This window comes from Zooshikella ganghwensis (assembly GCF_018263875.1).
Classification (GTDB): domain Bacteria; phylum Pseudomonadota; class Gammaproteobacteria; order Pseudomonadales; family Zooshikellaceae; genus Zooshikella; species Zooshikella ganghwensis.
Window position 1 is genome coordinate 774626 of sequence record NZ_JAEVHG010000001.1, and the last position, 18864, is coordinate 793489.

An 18864-nucleotide genomic window follows, 5' to 3' on the forward strand; every position below is an offset into this window, starting at 1 on the left:
ATGGATAATTTATATGCATACGTCATGGATAATCCCATAATAGAGATGGTTGCAGAGTTAAAGGAAAAACTACTAGTAAAGCCTACACAATTCTTTATCGATAGACATAGTTGCATGATATTAAAAGCGTGCTCACCCTATGAGGATGATGCCCACTATGCAGAAACTGATAGGTTTTTTTATATTAAAATAAAATGCTTTATGTTGCTGTCACAAGGTATTAGGTTTCAATGTGGTGAAATTGAAGCGTTGTTTGAAAAATCAAGCAATATTATGGTTGTTAACGTGGCTAACAGTAGCGTAAGTGTTAGTCTAGCGATTAACTTTATTAAACGCTATGTTGATGCCGGATTAGCATTGCATAAATATCTTTTATCACCTACAGATTGTGCTAATTTTATCCACTCGAAGTCTTTGGTGCTACCTCGGTTACATAATTGTGCTTAGTTTTATTGGTTGGTTTTAAATTAAATGTTAAATTACTAAGGACGCTAGGCTATGAAGAAAAAAATTTTATTGTTGTTTGTGTGTTTTTTTTCGCTTGGTCTACATGCCCACGAATCATATGGTGTATTAATCATGGATACCAGTGGTTCAATGCGAACGCCTCGTCATGATGGGAGCTCACGTTGTGAATACTCCATTTTACAGGCAAAAAGCAAAGTATTTCGTTTTTTCTACCAGTTGCATGGTAAAAAAATTGATATTAGAACATTTAATAGTGGTGGCAACATAATCTCAATCACCGGTGGTTTTGTGGATAAGTTTGATGCTGCGATGAATGCGCTTAATAGTTTAAGTGGTAAGCAATGTCAGGGCGCAACGGCATTAGCTGAAGCTATGTGTTTAGCTGCTGATGACTTAAGATTTAATTATTCGAATGAAGCAAAACAGGGCGATCGGTTGATGGTTTTTGGTTCAACGGATGGTGATGAAAATAACAGTCCACGAGATATTTGTGGAGGTTCGGATTGGCAAGCCAAGGTTGAAGCTACATATTTGGATCTTCCACAAGTGGAATTTAATGCGACAATTTTTATTGGTAATGTAGGTTTATTGAGTGATAGCGAAAATAAATATGGTGACTATGGATATTTATACAATATGCCGCCGAATGGTTTTACAGCGTTGAGTACACCAACAACATTTGAGTTTTTAAAAAAACTAGCTAAGAAAACAGGAGGGCAAGTAGAAACAGTTAAAGATTCAGATGTTGGTGATGGATCAAATGATCCATGGTAGGTTTATGATAGCAAGCGTTAGATATACCCTTCACGAATCATTTTTAGGATTTGTTGTAAGCACTTTTATCCAAAGTCTACATAACGCACGTTGAACCAACCTTTGTCTTATCCGACAGTGCATTGAAGTATCATTATGGTGTATTTAAGTGCGATTAGGGATAGAACTATATGCGACTGATCTAGTGTTCGGATCAATTATTTTTCGCAAGCAGTCGTTTAGCCAGTGAAAACATAAATTTTTGCAAAGGGTTTTTATAACCTCCAGGACGCCAGGTTTTACATAATTTATTTAAATAGGCATCAAAGTGTAGGCCCCAAGGTGCACAGAGTAGTGGTCCACGTTTTAGTAACACCTTTAATGCTTGTGATGCTGCAAAACCAGCACAAAGTTCACAGGCCATTACAGTTGAAGGACCTTTTTGCCCTTGTAAGTCAACTCGAGAGGGATCCGCTAAATAATGACGTTGTAACATGGCGGGAGATAATCCAATCAGAAAGCGTAGTGCTTGTTCATCCTCTGGACATTCATGTAACCCAAAATAATCAGCAAATGACATTTTCCCAGGTAAAAAAATAAGTAACGCTGTGCCTACACCAAGTGGTGCAGCTGTGATGGCTGGAATATTATGTTGATAGCAATAAGCAAATACATGTTGACGTATATCAAATGCAAAATAGTCAAGGGCATCAACATATAGATCAACATCTGCTAAGAAATTGATTAAATTATTTTCATTGATTCCTTGGTTGAAAGCCTGAATATTAAGCTCCGGATTTATGCCTAATGCCATGCCTGCTAGGGTTTCAGCTTTAGCCTGACCTATAGTTTCCATACGAGCTCCGGCCTGGCGATTAAAGTTTTCTAGACCAAATGAATCAAAATCGGCAATGTTAAAGTTACCAATACCTAAACGTGTTAAGGTGAGTAAATGGGAACCACCCACACCTCCCATCCCTGCAATGGCAACTTTGGTTTGTTGGAGCTGTGATTGCTCCGTGAGGGTGACCCAACCAATGTTACGGGAAAAAGCCGTGTGATAATCAAAGGAATTATTTTGATCCATATAAATGGTTATGAGTAATTTCTTCTTGGTGAGATAAATTGTGTACGGAAAGTTCTGGACTGAACTGTTCTCGAAGCTCTTCGTAGATTACGGTATATAACGTATGTAAAACGGGAGGAAGCCCCTCAAATAATGCTTTATCGTTAATATAATAAGGAGCGCGTATACCATGATAGTCAACGGCAGGTCCTATCTGTTGAAACATAATACCTTGATAGTTCATGTGTTTTGCTAAACGAGGCTCCATCATTGCAAAGACATGGCGGATGTTATTGAGCATCGCAATGGCGGCTCCAGTCAGATACAAAGCGACAGCCAGCTGTGGAAAGTGACGTCGTTCGTTTTCTTGAAAGCTACTTTTTGTTGGGGGAGCACCAGAAGGTGTTTTAGCATCAGTGTTACGTCGTCTGAACTGAGAACGTACGGCTAAACGAGAAATTTCACCAAAAGTGCCTCGTTCCATCTTACTGATATCAATAACATTCTTGTCAATTGCGTTGCTACAGTGTTTTTCTATAGGCAGTTTGGCAAACCGATTGGAGAGGGGAGGGACAACCAAGCGAACACAACCACAAAAGCTCTGAGACCCTTTGTGGGAGATCAGGCCATGCTGAGCATAATAATCAAACTCATCAATTTCCATGAAGTTACCCGGGTCGTCCTCAAACTTCATTTCTTTACAGTACACGTCGTAACGTATTCTGTGGGCTTCAACAACTAGGCTGTGAGTTGCCGCTAGTACAGGACGAAAGTACTGCCGGAAATGTTTACCTAACTCATCTGCTGACATCATAAACAGCTAACCTGAAACTACATTGGCTTATTAATAAGGTTTATTAAAAGTTTATGTTTCAGCAAACTATTGAAGTAAATTCTTTGAATTATTTTGGAATAAAAAAATACTGTTTATTTGAAAGTGCTTTGCAGTTTTTGAGTGAGGCGTATTTTTAAATTTTTTTTGTTTAAATATAAGTACCTTGGAATAATGTATAAGCTGTATATTTTCTAATGTCTAAGGAATGACTATGATTTTTGAGTGATATATAGATTTATCTAAATATATAAATTATATGCTGTCTGTTTGGCTACACATTACGGGTAAAGAATCTATACTTTTTACGTAGGCATATTTACCTGGATTTATTTATGAAGTTAATAAGTTGTTTAGTATTTATTGTCTGTGCAGGTACTACAAGTGTTGTTTATGGAGCATCAAGTAATGATGCTTTGCAGTTAGCCAAACAGCTGTATGACCGACCTGATGGTAAGGATCGTGCCAGTTTTGGTTATATGGTGTTAACTGAAGCAGGTCATAAGTCACGTGTGCGAGCGTTGTACTCATATGGTAAAGATAAAAGCTATTATGATATTTGGTCATTAATTCGCTTCACCTCACCAAAAGATATTGAAGGAACAGGGCTATTAACACGAGATGAAAAAAGTGCAGATAGTCAACAATGGGTATTTTTACCCGCCTTAAAGCGTGTGCGTAAAATTGCTTCAAGCCGAAAAGGGGGACGTTTTGTCGGTTCCGATTTGTTTTATGAGGATTTACAAAATCGTATTTATACAAAAGATCAACATAAAATATTAGGTGAAGAAGTTATTAATAAACTACCTACGACAATTCTAGAAAGCATACCTAAAAATGCTCGTGACTCTGTTTATAGTAAGCGCCTTAGTTGGATTCACCGGCCTTCACTTACTGCACTTCGCATTGATTATTATCAAGGTGGGAGTCAGCCTATAAAGCGGCTTACAGTTAATAAGTTAGCCAAGAAACAAGGATATTGGACAGTCATGGAGTCTGTCGTTAAAGATTTAAAAACAGGTCATAGCACAGTGATGCGTATAAAGCATATTGCGTATGACCAGAATTTACCTGATTCTTTATTTACCACTCAAACGTTGGAAGACCCTGCTAAGGAAGTAGCTTATAGACCATCATCGATAACAAAAAAATAATCTTTTATGTTGTTAACCACTACATGCCGAACACTGTTAGGTAGTACTGTTTTTTTGGCTGGAGGGATGCTTTGGGCAGAAGCTACATTACCGCCTTATCGTGTCTTTTTGACAGAAAGTGAAGCCCTAAGTGAAGTTGAAAAGTCACGCAATCTTGGAGTGAGAACTAACATCACCACTCAGCGTATGAAACGGGTACAAACTCAGTTATTTATTGGGCCTTATTACAATAAACGTAGTGCACGTCGTCATGCTGAAAAACTACAACACCAAGGCATGCCCGCTATAGTGACATTTGATTTTTCATCGAGTCAGTTTTTAATTCGAGTCGGTGTTTATAGTGATCAGCAACGCTTGGCTGCCTATGCTTCACAGTTGCATCGATTAGGTTATTCCAATCAAGTTCAACAACAAAAGCCGTATTTTCAAACTTTATATGTCGTAACTTTGCATTCCCCCAAGCAAAAAACCGCTACTACTGAAATTGTGGATAATAACGAGCCATCACCCATTAATGAAGTGGTATTGACTTCAGAGGAGGTGGTAGATGATACGCTTGAAGTGATTTCGTCTCCAACATCAGATGAAATAATAGTAACCTATTCAGCCCCAAAGGAAGAGGATGAGAGGGAATTAATTGTTTCCTCTAAGGAGGAGGCTGTTACTTTGGATGCAGATGATGAGCAGATAATTATTGTTGAGCAGTCAGCTGACTCAGCATTAACAGCTGATAGTAGTCATGAAGAGGAAATAATTATTGAAAGCGACGAGGAGCTAACGGTTAGTTCAGAGGAGGAATTGAGTGAGTCGATCATTGTCGATGAAGAAAGCGAGGAAATCATAGTTGCAGCAGAGCTTGGCCCTGCTGCTGATGAAGCTATTGTTGTCGCTGATAGTGATATGGAAATAGTCATTGATCAGGAGACATTAGCTGATTTAGATGTTGGTACAGCAAGTGCGTTTGATCCAAGTTTAAAACTTGATGTCTCTGGTGGACGTTTACCACGCTCAAAATCATTATCAGATTATTATTTTTACAGTTTGGCGCTGGCAACCCTTCAATATCAATGGTCAAACCAGTGGGAAGTTAAAACAGGGCTACGGCTTGATGCCAGTAAGCAGGAAGATATCTCGCGCTCTGATTTTTCATTGGATTACGCTGAAAACTACATTCGCTACAGAACGGATCACCATCGGTTTACGTTGGGTTCACAAATTGTTCTGTGGGGCATTGCTGATGAGGTTGCACCCACTGATCAAGTGAGTGTGCAAGATTTAACGCAAGCCATAGTGCCACGCTGGCAGGATCGCCACCGGGCTTACCCCATGATCCGTTGGGAGTACTTTAGGGGGGATAGTAAATGGGATGTACTATGGATGCCTTGGTTTCGACCAGCAGAGATTCCAGATGATGAACATATTTGGGCGGTAGCAAACAAAGCTCGGGGTACACTCTTTGGCTTTGCCCCTAACCCTGTGCAACAAGTGCTTGTTCAAGAAGGGCATATTCATCGGGATAAATCGGGCTCTGGTGGAGCGGGTATGCGCTTTAGCCAAAAAGCGGAAGGTTTTGATTACTCTCTTACAGCACAGCGTATTCGCCGTTCCTTTCCTTATTATCAACTTAGTGAGCCGGTGAGGCAGTCACTGTTAATAAACCCCTTTGATCCTTACTCTGCCATAGCGCAAAGTGATGATACCTGGTTGGAAATACACCCCTATACCTGGATTGTTGGTGGAGACCTTGCGTTTATTTATAAAGACATTACCTGGCGTTTTGAAGGAGCTTATTCATCTGATCGACCTGCTACTGAAGTTGATTTAAGCGTAAATAATTATCCGAGTTACGATTGGGTGTTTAGTGGGGAGTTTTATCCAGGTGATGGCGATGATCGGTTGAACTTGCAGTTGGTTGGTAGTTATTTAGATACCGATGATAAGCTTATTGATCGTAAACGTTTATATTATCTTAATGGCCAATATGAAGGCTTATATGCCAATAACCGTTGGCGCTGGCGTATGCGATTTAACCATGGACTTAATCTGCATGATGACTTTATTTCATCAGAAATTGCCTTTTTAGGCTGGGAACCCCATGAGTTTTATTGGGCAGCCCATCTGTTTGATGGTAGCCCGCGCAGTTACGGTGGATATTATAAGAATAACACCATAATTAACTTTGGCTGGCGGGGTGAGTTCTGATGAGTGTGCGTCGTTGGGCGCAGCTTAGTTTTTTGTTATTGGTGTTATTTAATCTTGTCCCTCCATTATTTCTCCTCAAACTTGCTGTTAATAATGCGCCAGAACAGTATTTGCCTGCTAGTCAGCCGAGTGTCCAATTTAGTCGACAACTTCGGGAAAACTTTCCCGAAGATCAGGTAATGGTGGTGTTATTTGAGGGAAAACAGCTTGCCTCTGATGCGTTTATTAAGGCGCTGGAGGCGGTAGTCAATAATGTTAAAGCGCATCCTTTAGTGGATAGGGTTATTTCTGTTACCTCGGTGGATCATATTGCAGGTACCGCCGATGGGTTTGAAGTACTGCCTTTAATGGATTCACAGCGACTGTTGTCAGTGCCACATGACCAACGAATGCCATATATGTTGGCAGATCCGTTTGCTCACAACGCTTTGGTGTCTGAATCGATGGATGCTTTAGCGATGATTGTCAGGCCAATCAGGCTAGAAGATACCCGGCAACGTATTGAAGTGATGGGTATCGTTCAACAAGCACTTTCGGAATATCCCACCCTTATGGCGGCTAAGCAGTCGATTGCTGGGCCTGTTCCTCTGGAGGTTTATCAATTACGCTCAATGCTGCGGGATACAACACTATTTGTACCTATTACTATGGGGTTAGGATTACTCTTAATTTACCTATTATTTCGGCGTTGGCTTGCGGTTGTCATTGCGGCCTTAGTGATGGGGGCTGTTGTAAATTTCACATTACTTTTATTTTTAATCTTTCAATACCCTTATACGCTAATTGCAAGTATGGTTCCTTCACTGCTTTCGGCATTGATGATCGCAGTACTCATGCACTTTTTTAATGGATTGCGTATTGCTGCAGGCTATGGTTATGTTGGACAGCAGCGTGTACGACAAGCGTTACATGAAATTCGAAAACCTGCTCTTTTCACCGTGATTACGACGGCAGCAGGCTTGTCTTCTTTAGGCTTAAGTCCTATCCCGCCAATTACATTTTTTGGAATTTTTGCGGCAATTGGCCTGGTTTGGGGCTTTATTATTGTTATTTTTATATTGCCTCCCATTTTTGAGACTTATGATACTGATGACTGGCCTTCGCGGCACGGTCTGATGCGTGTTTTACGCCGACTGGTTATGGGGACTGCGAGGCTTTCAATTCGTCGAGCGGGATGGGTTATAGCAACATTTATTGTCTTGATGGCTTTGGGGATTCCTTTTTTATGGGAGGTGAAGGTTGAAACTAATTTATTAAAGTTTTTTGCCGAAGATCATCCTATCACTATGGCAACGGAACAGGTTGAAAACAAACTGTCTGGTGTAACACCTTTAGAAGTGGTTTTCGATGGAGAACAGCGTGATGCAATAAAGAAAGTAGCTTTTTTACAACAGTTGGCGACTGTTCAAGAAACCATTGAAGCATTGCCTGAAGTTGATAAGGCTCAGTCAGTCGTTGATTTTGTACAACAAATGCATTGGGGCTTTAATGAAGAAAAGCCAGAGTTTTTAGTCATTCCAGATTCACAAGCGCTGATCAATCAGTATTTACTTTTATATGATGGTAATGACTTGTATGAAATTGTGAACCGAGAGTTTGACCGTACCCGTGTGTTGCTGAATTTGAATGTTCATAGCTCAGGGGATATTCGTCATGTGGTTAATAAGGTCGCTGAGATTGTCCAGCAGAGTATGTCTGATGAGTATCAGTGGACCATTAATGGCTACGGAAAGCTGTTTGAAGATCAGGAGGTACTGTTAATAGAAGGACAGCTTTATAGCTTAATTGGTGCCCTGCTACTGATTATGTTAATGATGGCTATATTATGGAAAACCTGGTATGCGACAGGTCTAACCTTATTACTGAATGCTACACCAGCACTGGTCATGTTTATTGTTATGGGGATGACGCAGTTATGGTTGGATATGGCGACAGCAATGATTGCCAGTGTTGTCGTTGGGATTGCAGTAGATGATACGATACACCTATATTATGGCTATCAGCGTCGTCGTCAGGCAGGGATTGGCAAGATCTTAGCGATTTATCGCAGCTATCAATACTCAGGTAGTGCCGTTATGGTCACAACCATTATTTTGAGCTTTCAATTTCTAGTACTAACGTTCTCTTACTTCCAGCCAACAGTTCATTTTGGTTTTTTGACGGCAGTTGGTCTAATCACTGCGTTATTTTTTGACCTACTGCTCATGCCTGCATTTCTTATTATGACAGAATACACTAAACACTGGCGTTGAAGTTGTTTACGACTATAGTTATTTAGTGTTCCTTCTTAGCTAATGTGTTTTATCGCATGAAATTTTAGTGAATATGCATTAATTCACGGATTTCGGCGTGCATAATAATCAGTTTTGAATACAATGTGTTCACCTTGTCCCACTGGTATGGAGCTTAACTCAATGGTCAAGGATGTAAAAGCAGCGGTTTTTTTATCTGTGCTGGCGGTTGCTGGCTGCGCATCCCATGATTATCCACCGTTACCGACATCAGCCGTACAAATTCCTGTTACGACTGATCCGGCCAGTTATAACTATCGTATTGGCCCTGGCGACCAACTGGATATTTTTGTTTGGCGTAACCCTGACTTGTCTACTGAAGTCCAAGTCAGGCCTGATGGAAAAATAACAACCCCTCTGGTTGAAGATATTTCTGTAAGTGGTAAAACCCCTGCTTCAGTTGCTCGAGAGCTGGAACAGGAATTATCAAAATATATTCGTGATCCAATAGTCACTATTCTGGTTAAGGGATTTGTTGGCCCTTATAGTGAACAAGTGCGTATTGTTGGCGAAGCTTCTTCACCTCAAGCCATTGCCTATCGTGAAAAAATGACGCTTCTGGACGTTATGATTGCGGTGGGTGGTCTTACTGAGTTTGCTGATGGTGATAAAGCGACATTAATTCGAGTCGTTGATGGTAAGCATCAGCAGTACAACATTAAGCTGGAAAAGTTGATTAAAGATGGAGAGATCGCGGCTAATGCAGATGTATTACCTGGTGACGTTATCATCATCCCTGAAGCAATCTTTTGATAAAGCGTAAGACAGGAAGTCAGCTATGCAAGACATAATTGGTTTGGTTATCTTTTATCTCAGGGAAGTATGGTTACGACGATGGATTGTTTTGCTTATAGCGGCCGTAATTTGTGTTATAGGCTGGGCAGCTGTGTTTATGTTGCCAGATCAGTATCGGGCAACAGCAAGGTTTTATGTTGATACACAAACCTTGTTAAAACCTTTATTACGAGGTTTGACTGTTCAAACGAATATGGATAATCAGGTCAACTTGATGGTGAGGACGCTACTTAGTCGCCCTAATATCAAAAAGATTGCTGAAATGGCTGACCTGGACTTTGATCTGGACGAGACAAATCCTGAAGCGCTAGATTCATTAGTTGATCGATTGCGTAAAGAAATAGAAATTAAAGGATCGCAACGAGAGAATGTTTACTCCATAGAGTATCAGAGTTCAGACCCCGCTTCCGCTAAGCGAGTTGTTCAGGCTGTTCTGGATGTGTTGAAAGAAGGCTCATTAGGTGAAACACGTGAAGAGTCTATAAAAGCGCAAAAATTCATCGATCAGCAAATTCGTGAGTATGAGCAGCGCTTGGTTCAGGGGGAAAACCGTCTTAAAGAATTTAAGCGAAAGTATGCAGGTATGATGCCTTCATCTGAAGGTGACTACTTTCAGCGCTTGGAAGCGGCGAAATCGCAATATGAGTCGGCCAAGCTTGAACTGGAAGAAATGAAAAATAAATTGGACTCTTTGCAGAAGCAATTAAAAGGTGAAGAGCCTGGTTTTGGAATGGGAGGTAACAACCGAGCAGTTGGGCTGGCATCAAGTTACGATGCACGCATTGATAACTTAGAAACACAGCTTGATAACTTGTTGTTGAAGTATACAGCACAGCACCCTGATGTAGTTGCGGCTCGTGAGCAATTAGCCATGCTGAAAAGTAAGCGTGCTAGTGAGATCGCGGCACTTAAACAGAAGAATGCAGGCTCTGATACTCCCTTAGAGGGTAACCGTGTTTATCAGCAGTTAAAAATTCAGGTATCTGAGTTAGAAGCAGATGTGTCTGCCAAGCAAGTACGAGTTGACTCTTACAAAGAAAAGGTAGATGAGTTAAGTAAGCTGGTAAATACAATACCTGAAATTGAAGCTGAGTTGATAGCACTCAACAGAGACTATCAGGTAACAAAACGCAAGTATGAAGATTTGTTATCGCGTCGTGAGTCTGCTCAGATCTCACGAAAAGCATCACAGTCTACAGATGATGTCCAGTTTAAAGAAATAGATCCTCCTCACGTTCCTGCAGAGCCATCAGGTCCTAACAGACCTCTGCTGTCTTCTGCTATTTTTGTGCTTGCTTTGGGGCTGAGTGCAGGGTTTACCATTTTTATTGCCATGCTTGGGCCAACATTCACCAATAAGAAAATATTGGCTGATGTTACTGGGTTACCAGTACTGGGTAGTGTGACCTACTTGGTAAGTGAAGGTGAGCAACGTGTTTATCGTACACAAACCGTTATGTATATGGGATTGTGGGCGGCACTTGTTGCAAGCTTTGTGCTTGTACTGGTTATACAAATGAACATCTTGTCTAGTTAAGGGCGGATGGTATGGACACCATACAGAAAGCGTTAGAAAAACATCAGCAAAAGTTTCAAGAAGAGTATAGTGATACGCTAAAACAAGAGGGTGATGCGAGCGATCAGCAGCGTGACCCTTTTGATAACACTACTGAGGGTGATCCCTCAATAAAAAAAACGACGTATAAAGAAATTGAAATTTCTTTTGACCGTCTGGCATTGCAAGGTTACATTTTGCCAAACGAAGACCGGTCTTTAATTAAAGAGCAATTTCGACAAATCAAGCGTCCGTTGCTTAATAAAGCATTTGGTCGGGAAGATGAACAAATTAAAAATGGTAATCTTATTATGGTTACCAGTAGTTCTCCCGCTGAAGGTAAAACATTCAATGCAATTAATTTGGCTTTAAGTATCGCATTAGAACGGGACCGAAATGTTGTCTTAGTTGATGCCGATGTTATAAACCCATCATTAAATCAAGCACTGAGTGTAACCACGGATGTTGGATTGTTAGACTATCTTAATAATGAAGTTAATGATGTTGCCGATATTCTTTATAAAACGAATATTGAAAATTTAAATATCATTCCTGCAGGGACTGCTCACCATTTAACAAATGAATTACTGGCTAGTGACAGTATGTCAAACTTGATGTCTGAAATGGCCAGCCGCTATTCTGATCGGGTGATAATCCTCGATGCGCCTCCTTTACTTCATACGACAGAAGCTCCTATCTTAGCAACTTTAGCCGGGCAAATTGTGATGGTGGTTAAAGAAGGAGTAACAAAACAACAGACTGTGAAGGATGCACTTTCACTTTTAGATCCATCAATGAATATAGGGCTAGTTCTTAATAAAAGTAGGCAGAAACAAGATGGGAATTATTATGGGTACTACGGAACATAAGTCCCATAACCTAGTCCGTTATAGATGTGTTTTTACAGTTTCTCTGGTTGTTACGCTCTCTACTTCAATGTCTGTATTTGGTGCGCAGTGGACTATTCAGCCTGCTGTAACTGTTCAGGATACTTATTCAGACAATATCAATTTATCCAATGATAATGAGGAGAGTGATCAAGTCTTGGAAATAAGGCCGTCTGTGCGGGTTGTTGGTGATGGCAGTCGACTAAAACTTAATTTTGATTATGCATTACAAAGTTTACATTACTTAGAAAATACCAACTCAGATGAAACACGACATCAGATGTCTGGTTTTTTACAGTCTGAGTTGTTAGAGAATCATTTATTTTTCGATGCGCGTAGTTCAATTTCTCAACAGTTAAAAAATGAAAGTCGTGGTGGTTCAAGTGATAATATCAGTGGCTCAAGCAATATTGATGATGTTTACACTTATGAGTTAAGCCCTTATTGGGTTCAGCGTATAGGCAGTGTTGCTCAGGCTCAGCTTCGATATACATTTAATTCAGTTGAATATGATGATTCAGGGGATACAAGCAGCTCAAGTGATAGTACGCAGAATAGTATTTCTGCTGTTATTGCCAGTCAGCCGTCACAAAAGCGCACTTTCTGGTCTTTGAATTATGATTACTCAAAGACTGACTACAAAACTGAAAATGATACAGAGTTAACAAGTTATTCAGGCACTCTGGGTTATCGGTGGTCACGAAAGTTTAGTAGCTATTTAACACTGGGTTATGAAAGCCAGGATAATGATATTGAGAGCGTTCGTCATGATACGGATGGAACCTTCTGGATACTTGGTGGTGATTGGCAACCCAGTGCACTGACCTCTATTTCAGCCTCATTTGGTGAGCGCTATTATGGGGACACTTACGGCTTCAGGGCTAGCCACAGACGAAAACGCTCGCTTTTTGTACTTAGTTACAATGAGTCTCAACAAAGCACTCGAGACCAGGTATTGCTTGATGAGGGTGTTTTCATTTGTAAACAGGGAACGCGTGATGCCAGTGATTGTCGTGAGCGTAATCCTGGCGAACAACCTGGTCCTGATGAAGAAGTTCGAGACCTTGCACAAAACCCAGTATCTTCTCTGACAGATGATTACTTTATCAACAAGGTTGGACGACTAGACTGGATTTATACGCGAGGTAAAAGTCAGATTACGCTTGGTGGTTATCAGCAGCGACGGCAGTATCAAAGTCGGGACATAGATGAAGATACCAAAGGCGTAAATTTTGACTGGCAGTGGACATTAAATAGGCGAACAACAGCCAATTTTGGTGTTGACTGGTCTGAGTCTCATTTTGACACTGATGACTCAGATAATGATACCATTGGCGCATCCATTGGATTGCATAGGCGACTAAGCCGTGATCTTGATGGTTCAATTCGATTTTCTTCAACTCGTCGGTCAAGCAATATTGATGAGAATGAGTATACGGAAAATCGTATAAGCGTGAGTGTTAGGAAAACATTCTAAATTGGCAGCACGATGTACGAATCATTTTATAATTTATCAGGGAAGCCTTTCCAGTTAAGCCCAGACCCTCGGTTCTTTTTTAGTAGCCGAGGGCACAGTCGGGCAATGTCTTATTTGCGTTATGGATTAGGTCAGGGAGAAGGCTTCATTATTATTACCGGGGATATTGGTACGGGTAAAACCACACTGATTCGCAATTTATTTTCTGAGCTTGATCAAAGCCGAATAATTGCCGCCAATATTGTCACTACCACACTTGAAGCTGATGACCTGCTAAAGATGATCTCATCAGCCTTCAACTTACCTTATGAAGGTATGAGTAAGGCTGCTCTTTTACGACAGTTTGAAGACTTTTTACGGGAATGTGGACGTTTAGGTAAAAGGGTTTTACTTGTTGTCGATGAAGCGCAGAATTTACCTAAGTCTTCGGTTGAAGAGCTGCGGATGCTCTCCAACTTTCAAGTAAACAATCAACCTTTATTGCAAAGTTTTTTATTGGGGCAGCAGGAGTTTCGTAAAACCATACAGTCACCTGGTATGGAACAATTACGGCAGCGCGTTATTGCCTCTTGCCACTTAAGTGGCTTAGACGAAAAAGAAACAGAAGCTTATATTCTTCATCGTTTGAAGTATGTGGGTTGGGATAATGACCCTGTGCTTCCTGAAGAAAGCTTCCATGAAATTTTCCAGGCAACCAATGGTGTTCCTCGAAGAATCAATGTGTTTTGTGATCGACTATTGTTGTTTGGATATCTTGAAGAGTTGCATGAGTTATCCCCTGATATTGTTAAATCGGTTGCTGAAGAAATGCAGCAGGATATTACGCCAGATGAGCATGATCAGGAGACGGTAAAACAAATACAGCAGGAGGCGCATGGTTTACTGCAGGCAACCGGTCAAATATTGCAATCAGCACCTGCTGATTTACAGGCAGGCCGTCCCATGCGTATGCCAACAATCTCGGATAATAATATTCAAAATATTCGTTATACCATTGAATCGTTGGAAATCGCGATAGCCAGCCGGTTAAACACGTTAAAACAATTAGTTAATAATCTCGAAAAATGAATTTATGGTAACTCAACAGTCAGCTAAAACCCTTATCTGTGTGGTTGGGGCTAGACCCAACTTTATGAAAATTGCCCCTGTCATTCGTGCTTTGCGGGAACATAGCCATTCATTGAATGTAGTGCTTATTCATACTGGACAACACTATGATGAGGCTATGAAAGCACAGTTCTTTGAGCAGTTAGGTATTCCAGAGCCCGATAAAGACCTGGAAGTAGGTGCTGGTTCTCAGACAGAGCAAACTGCGGAAATCATGAAGCGCTTTGAGCGAGAAGTTGATGAGTACCAACCGGTTGCAGTGCTTGTGGTTGGTGATGTTACTTCAACCTTGGCTACCGCGTTGGTTGCAGCGAAAAAGCATATTCCTGTTATTCATGTTGAAGCTGGTTTGCGCAGTCGTGACCGACAAATGCCTGAAGAAATTAATCGAGTATTAACAGATCAGTTATCAGATCGGCTTTATATTACAGAGCGTAGTGCAGAGCAAAACCTGCAGGCAGAAGGTATTTCATCTGATCGGGTAGTTTTTGTGGGTAATGTGATGATAGATACATTGCATCATAATCTTCCTCATGCGGTGAAACCTCAGCAGACAATTCCTGGTGCGCAGTGGTCTATTATTGAACAAGCAGCTGGTAAGTTTTGCTTATTGACTTTGCACCGTCCTTCAAATGTAGACCACCCTGAAATATTAGAGAAATTGTTAGATGCTTTAGGGGCAATTGCACAACAAATTCCTGTCGTATTTCCAGTACACCCTCGAACAAAAGGCAAAATAGAGGCATTTGGCTTTACAGAAAAACTAAAACTTCCTGGCATTATTTGTTTAGAGCCTTTGGGGTATTTACAAATGTTGGGCATGATGGCCCATGCCAAATTGGTAATGACTGACTCAGGAGGTGTGCAGGAAGAAACGACAGCGCTGGGTGTGCCTTGTATCACATTGAGGGAAAATACAGAACGTCCAATTACTATCACAGAAGGTAGTAATACCATTGTGGGAAGGGATACTGAAAAGCTTAAGCAGTTAGTGAGTGAAATACTCAATTCTGGTGGTAAACAAGGCAGAATTCCTGAGTATTGGGACGGTAAAGCTGCTGAGCGCATTGCAGCAGACTTAATTGATTGGTTGATGTGATCACTTAACTCACTGACAGGTAGTAACTAACTATGAGCCAGCCAACAACGGTTGATGATCCCAACAAGCAGAGTGGGTATATCACCAACGCAATGTCTGTTGATGTTGAAGATTATTTTCAGGTTGCGGCATTTGAGAACAATATCAAGCGAGAGGATTGGGACTCACTACCTGTCAGAGTTGAGCATAATACCCAGCGGATTTTAGCATTGTTTGCTGAGTATAATATTAAAGCAACATTTTTTACTTTAGGGTGGGTGGCAGAGCGTTATCCTGGCTTGGTGAAAGAGATTGTTGCTCAGGGACATGAGTTGGCAAGTCATGGGTATGGACATCAGCGGGCCACAACGCAAACTCCGGAAGTATTTAAAGAAGACATTTGTAAAGCTAAGCAGCTGTTAGAAGGTATTTCGGGCGTTGAGGTTAAAGGTTATCGTGCGCCAAGTTACTCTATTGATCATAGCAATCCTTGGGCTCATGATGAATTGTTAGCTGCGGGGCATAGTTATAGCTCCAGTGTTTATCCCGTTAAACATGACTTATATGGCATCCCTGACGCGCCACGTTTCCCTTATCGATGTGAAAATGGGTTACTAGAAATTCCCATCACGACCGTAAAAATTCGAAATAAAAATATTCCATTTGGTGGTGGTGGCTACTTTCGCTTTTTTCCCTACTGGCTTTCAAAGTGGGGCATTAACCGTGTCAACCAGCAGGATAAAGCACCAGCTATTTTTTATTTTCATCCCTGGGAAATAGATCCTGGTCAGCCAAGACAGGAAGGTATTAGTTTTAAAAGCAGGTTTCGTCATTATTTAAATCTTGAAACAATGGAAAAGAGGTTACGTTCACTGGTTCAAGATTTTAAATGGCATACGATGGAATCTGTATTTCTTCATCACTCAACAAACCCAAACCAGTAGGGAAAGGCCGTGAGTCAGGTTGTTGTTAAACCGCTTACCGATGCATCTATTAATGCATGGAATCATTATGTTGATCATGCCGAGCGCTCGACATTTTTTCATCGTGCTGAATGGAAAGAGGTATTAAAACAGGCTTTTGGGCATGACTCTCATTATTTGTATGCAGAGCGGGACGATAGAATAACGGGTATTTTACCTTTGGGGCAGGTAAAAAGCTGGCTGTTTGGTAATGCACTGATTTCAGTCCCTTTTTGTGTGTATGGTGGTGTGGTTGCTAATGATGAAGACAGTCGACAGGCTTTGCTCAAGGCTGCTTGCTCTCTCGCTCAAGAGTTGCAGGTTGATTATTTAGAGTTAAGAAATCTTTACCCAGAAACACTGCCGGAAAAATGGCAACGTAAAGAGTTGTATGTCACTTTTCGTAAACCACTGTTAGCAACAGATGACGAAAACCTGAAAGCTATTCCTCGAAAACAGCGTGCCATGGTGAGGAAGGGTATTAAAGCAGGTTTATCGACGGTTATTGAAAAAGATACACATAATTTTTTCTATGCTTATTCCAGTAGTGTCAGGAATTTAGGAACTCCAGTATTCAATCAGCGCTATTTTGATATTTTATTACAGGCTTTTCCTGATCATGCGGATATTTTAACGGTTAAGAGTAATGATAAAGTTGTTGCTAGTGTCTTAAATTTTTATTTTAAGGATCAGGTTTTACCTTTTTACGGTGGTGGGACAGAACATGCAAGGCAGTGTGCAGGTAATGACTTTATGTACTGGGAATTAATGAGTCATGCATTAAAAAAAGGTGCAGCATTTTTTGACTTTGGGAGAAGCAAAAAAGACACAGGCGCATTTAGCTTTAAGAAAAACTGGGGATTTACTCCTGAGCCGCTTTATTATGATTATTTCTTAGTGAAAGCGGACCATTTGCCTAATATAAGTCCAAATAATCCAAAATATAAATTGTTTATTCAGCTTTGGTCTAAGTTACCTCTTAAGTTAAGCCAGCTGATTGGGCCAATGGTTTCTAAATATCTAGGATGATGCATGAAAAACCTGTTGTATTTGGTTCATCGTATACCTTTCCCTCCTAATAAAGGCGATAAGATTCGTTCTTATCACTTACTACGTTTTTTAGCAGAGCACTATAATGTTTATTTGGGAACATTTATTGATGATCCAAATGACACACAGTATATCGATACGGTTAAGCAATGGTGTAAAGCGCTAAATGTAGAAATATTGAATCCATCAGTTGCTAAGTTAAAGTCTTTAATGGGGATAGTTAAGGGACAACCTTTGACATTACCTTATTATACAAATACAAACATGCATCAATGGGTAAATCGTATAACTCAAGATCATGAGTTTGCAGGTTGTGTTATTTTTTCTTCATCAATGGCGCAGTATCTTGAGGGGCGTTTTCAGTCGCTGCCAACGGTCATTGATTTTGTTGATGTTGATTCAGACAAGTGGCGACAATATAGTCAGTCTAAGTCTGGCGTGATGGGATGGGTGTATCGCCGGGAAGCCGATTACCTGGAAAAATATGAACGTTATGTGGCTAACCAAGTAGAGGCTTCGGTGTTTGTTTCTGATAAGGAAGCTAACTTATTTAAAACACTGGCTCCCAATGCTCCAAATGTAGTGGGTATACCAAATGGGGTTGATTTTGACTTTTTTGATCCCTCAATCACATTGCCTTCGCCTTACACCCAAAATGGACCTGTAATAGCATTTACAGGTGCCATGGACTACTGGGCGAATGTCGATGCAGTTCGCTGGTTTTCGGATGAGGTATTTCCGCATTGCCGTGCTGCTCAGCCAGATGTGAAGTTCTATATCGTGGGTGGAAATCCTACCCAGGAAGTACAGGAGCTTGCAAAACAAGAGGGGATTACCGTCACTGGTCGAGTAGAAGATATCCGACCTTATATTTTACATGCCAATGTGATCGTTGCCCCTTTGCGTATTGCCAGGGGAATCCAAAATAAAGTATTGGAAGCGATGGCGTTGGGTAAATGGGTTATTGCCACGGAGCAAGCAATGGAAGGTATAGATGCTCCTGCAGAGCTGGCAACCACAACACCTTTGGATTCCACTTTATTTTATGAGGCTATACAAGCACGCTTAGCAATGTCTGCAATGGCACCTGCGGATGGCATTAGGCAGTGGACTCAGCAAAACTTTAGCTGGCAGACCAGTTTAATGCGCTTTCAAACACTATTAACGGGTAGTCCCTAAAGGAGTAA

General features: G+C 40.9%; 16 protein-coding genes. 14 read left to right on the plus strand and 2 right to left on the minus strand.

Translation table 11 applies throughout. The features are described 5' to 3' along the window. Both KHS79_RS03415 and KHS79_RS03420 read left to right on the plus strand, forming a co-directional pair. A complete protein-coding gene (locus tag KHS79_RS03415; RefSeq protein ID WP_212716619.1) occupies nt 1-447 on the plus strand; it encodes a hypothetical protein in 447 nt (148 codons plus the stop codon). 51 nt (nt 448-498) lie between these two features. Next, nucleotides 499-1242, plus strand: coding sequence for a VWA domain-containing protein (locus tag KHS79_RS03420; RefSeq protein ID WP_212716621.1), 744 nt, complete (start codon nt 499-501; stop codon nt 1240-1242). 193 nt (nt 1243-1435) lie between these two features. Here the strand turns inward: KHS79_RS03420 and KHS79_RS03425 are convergent, their stop codons facing one another. Both KHS79_RS03425 and KHS79_RS03430 read right to left on the minus strand, forming a co-directional pair. Next, a complete protein-coding gene (locus KHS79_RS03425) occupies nt 1436-2308 on the minus strand; it encodes a ThiF family adenylyltransferase (protein WP_212716623.1) in 873 nt (290 codons plus the stop codon). Next, nucleotides 2295-3101, minus strand: a complete 807-nt coding sequence (locus KHS79_RS03430) for a PEP-CTERM/exosortase system-associated acyltransferase (RefSeq protein WP_212716625.1) — start codon at nt 3099-3101, stop codon at nt 2295-2297. Before KHS79_RS03430 ends, KHS79_RS03425 begins: the two co-directional genes overlap by 14 nt. A gap of 353 nt (nt 3102-3454) precedes the next feature. Between KHS79_RS03430 and KHS79_RS03435 the strand changes: the two genes are divergently transcribed. The 12 genes from KHS79_RS03435 (at nt 3455) to KHS79_RS03490 (ending at nt 18856) form a co-directional block, all read left to right on the plus strand. Further along, nucleotides 3455-4273 (plus strand): outer membrane lipoprotein-sorting protein, encoded by an 819-nt coding sequence (locus tag KHS79_RS03435; protein ID WP_094787967.1) that lies wholly within the window; start codon nt 3455-3457, stop codon nt 4271-4273. Between the two features lie 6 nt (nt 4274-4279). Further along, nucleotides 4280-6475, plus strand: a complete 2196-nt coding sequence (locus KHS79_RS03440) for an SPOR domain-containing protein (protein ID WP_212716627.1) — start codon at nt 4280-4282, stop codon at nt 6473-6475. Beyond that, nucleotides 6475-8727, plus strand: a complete 2253-nt coding sequence (locus KHS79_RS03445; RefSeq protein WP_212716629.1) for an efflux RND transporter permease subunit — start codon at nt 6475-6477, stop codon at nt 8725-8727. The genes KHS79_RS03440 and KHS79_RS03445 overlap by 1 nt, the downstream gene beginning before the upstream one ends. Before the next feature lie 162 nt (nt 8728-8889). Continuing rightward, a complete protein-coding gene (locus KHS79_RS03450; protein ID WP_027708432.1) occupies nt 8890-9519 on the plus strand; it encodes an XrtA/PEP-CTERM system exopolysaccharide export protein in 630 nt (209 codons plus the stop codon). Between the two features lie 25 nt (nt 9520-9544). Then, entirely contained in the window at nt 9545-11098 is a 1554-nt protein-coding gene (locus KHS79_RS03455; RefSeq protein WP_051311449.1) for an XrtA system polysaccharide chain length determinant, read from the plus strand. An 11-nt stretch (nt 11099-11109) separates the two neighbouring features. Beyond that, on the plus strand, nt 11110-11985 hold the full coding sequence (locus KHS79_RS03460) for an XrtA-associated tyrosine autokinase (protein ID WP_212716631.1): 876 nt from the start codon (nt 11110-11112) through the stop codon (nt 11983-11985). Continuing rightward, nucleotides 11966-13480: a TIGR03016 family PEP-CTERM system-associated outer membrane protein gene (locus KHS79_RS03465; RefSeq protein WP_169719797.1), complete on the plus strand. Its 1515-nt coding sequence runs from the start codon at nt 11966-11968 to the stop codon at nt 13478-13480. Before KHS79_RS03460 ends, KHS79_RS03465 begins: the two co-directional genes overlap by 20 nt. 12 nt (nt 13481-13492) lie before the next feature. Further along, complete coding sequence (locus KHS79_RS03470; protein WP_038291261.1) at nt 13493-14548, plus strand: XrtA/PEP-CTERM system-associated ATPase; 1056 nt, start codon at nt 13493-13495, stop codon at nt 14546-14548. Nucleotides 14549-14552: 4 nt separating this feature from the next. Then, nucleotides 14553-15686, plus strand: a complete 1134-nt coding sequence (wecB, locus tag KHS79_RS03475) for a non-hydrolyzing UDP-N-acetylglucosamine 2-epimerase (RefSeq protein WP_212716633.1) — start codon at nt 14553-14555, stop codon at nt 15684-15686. Nucleotides 15687-15718: 32 nt separating this feature from the next. Further along, on the plus strand, nt 15719-16609 hold the full coding sequence (locus KHS79_RS03480) for an XrtA system polysaccharide deacetylase (RefSeq protein ID WP_212716635.1): 891 nt from the start codon (nt 15719-15721) through the stop codon (nt 16607-16609). 9 nt (nt 16610-16618) lie between these two features. Next, nucleotides 16619-17656, plus strand: a complete 1038-nt coding sequence (locus tag KHS79_RS03485; protein WP_212716637.1) for a FemAB family XrtA/PEP-CTERM system-associated protein — start codon at nt 16619-16621, stop codon at nt 17654-17656. Nucleotides 17657-17659: 3 nt separating this feature from the next. Continuing rightward, nucleotides 17660-18856, plus strand: a complete 1197-nt coding sequence (locus KHS79_RS03490; protein WP_027708426.1) for a TIGR03087 family PEP-CTERM/XrtA system glycosyltransferase — start codon at nt 17660-17662, stop codon at nt 18854-18856. Nucleotides 18857-18864: the final 8 nt, after the last annotated feature.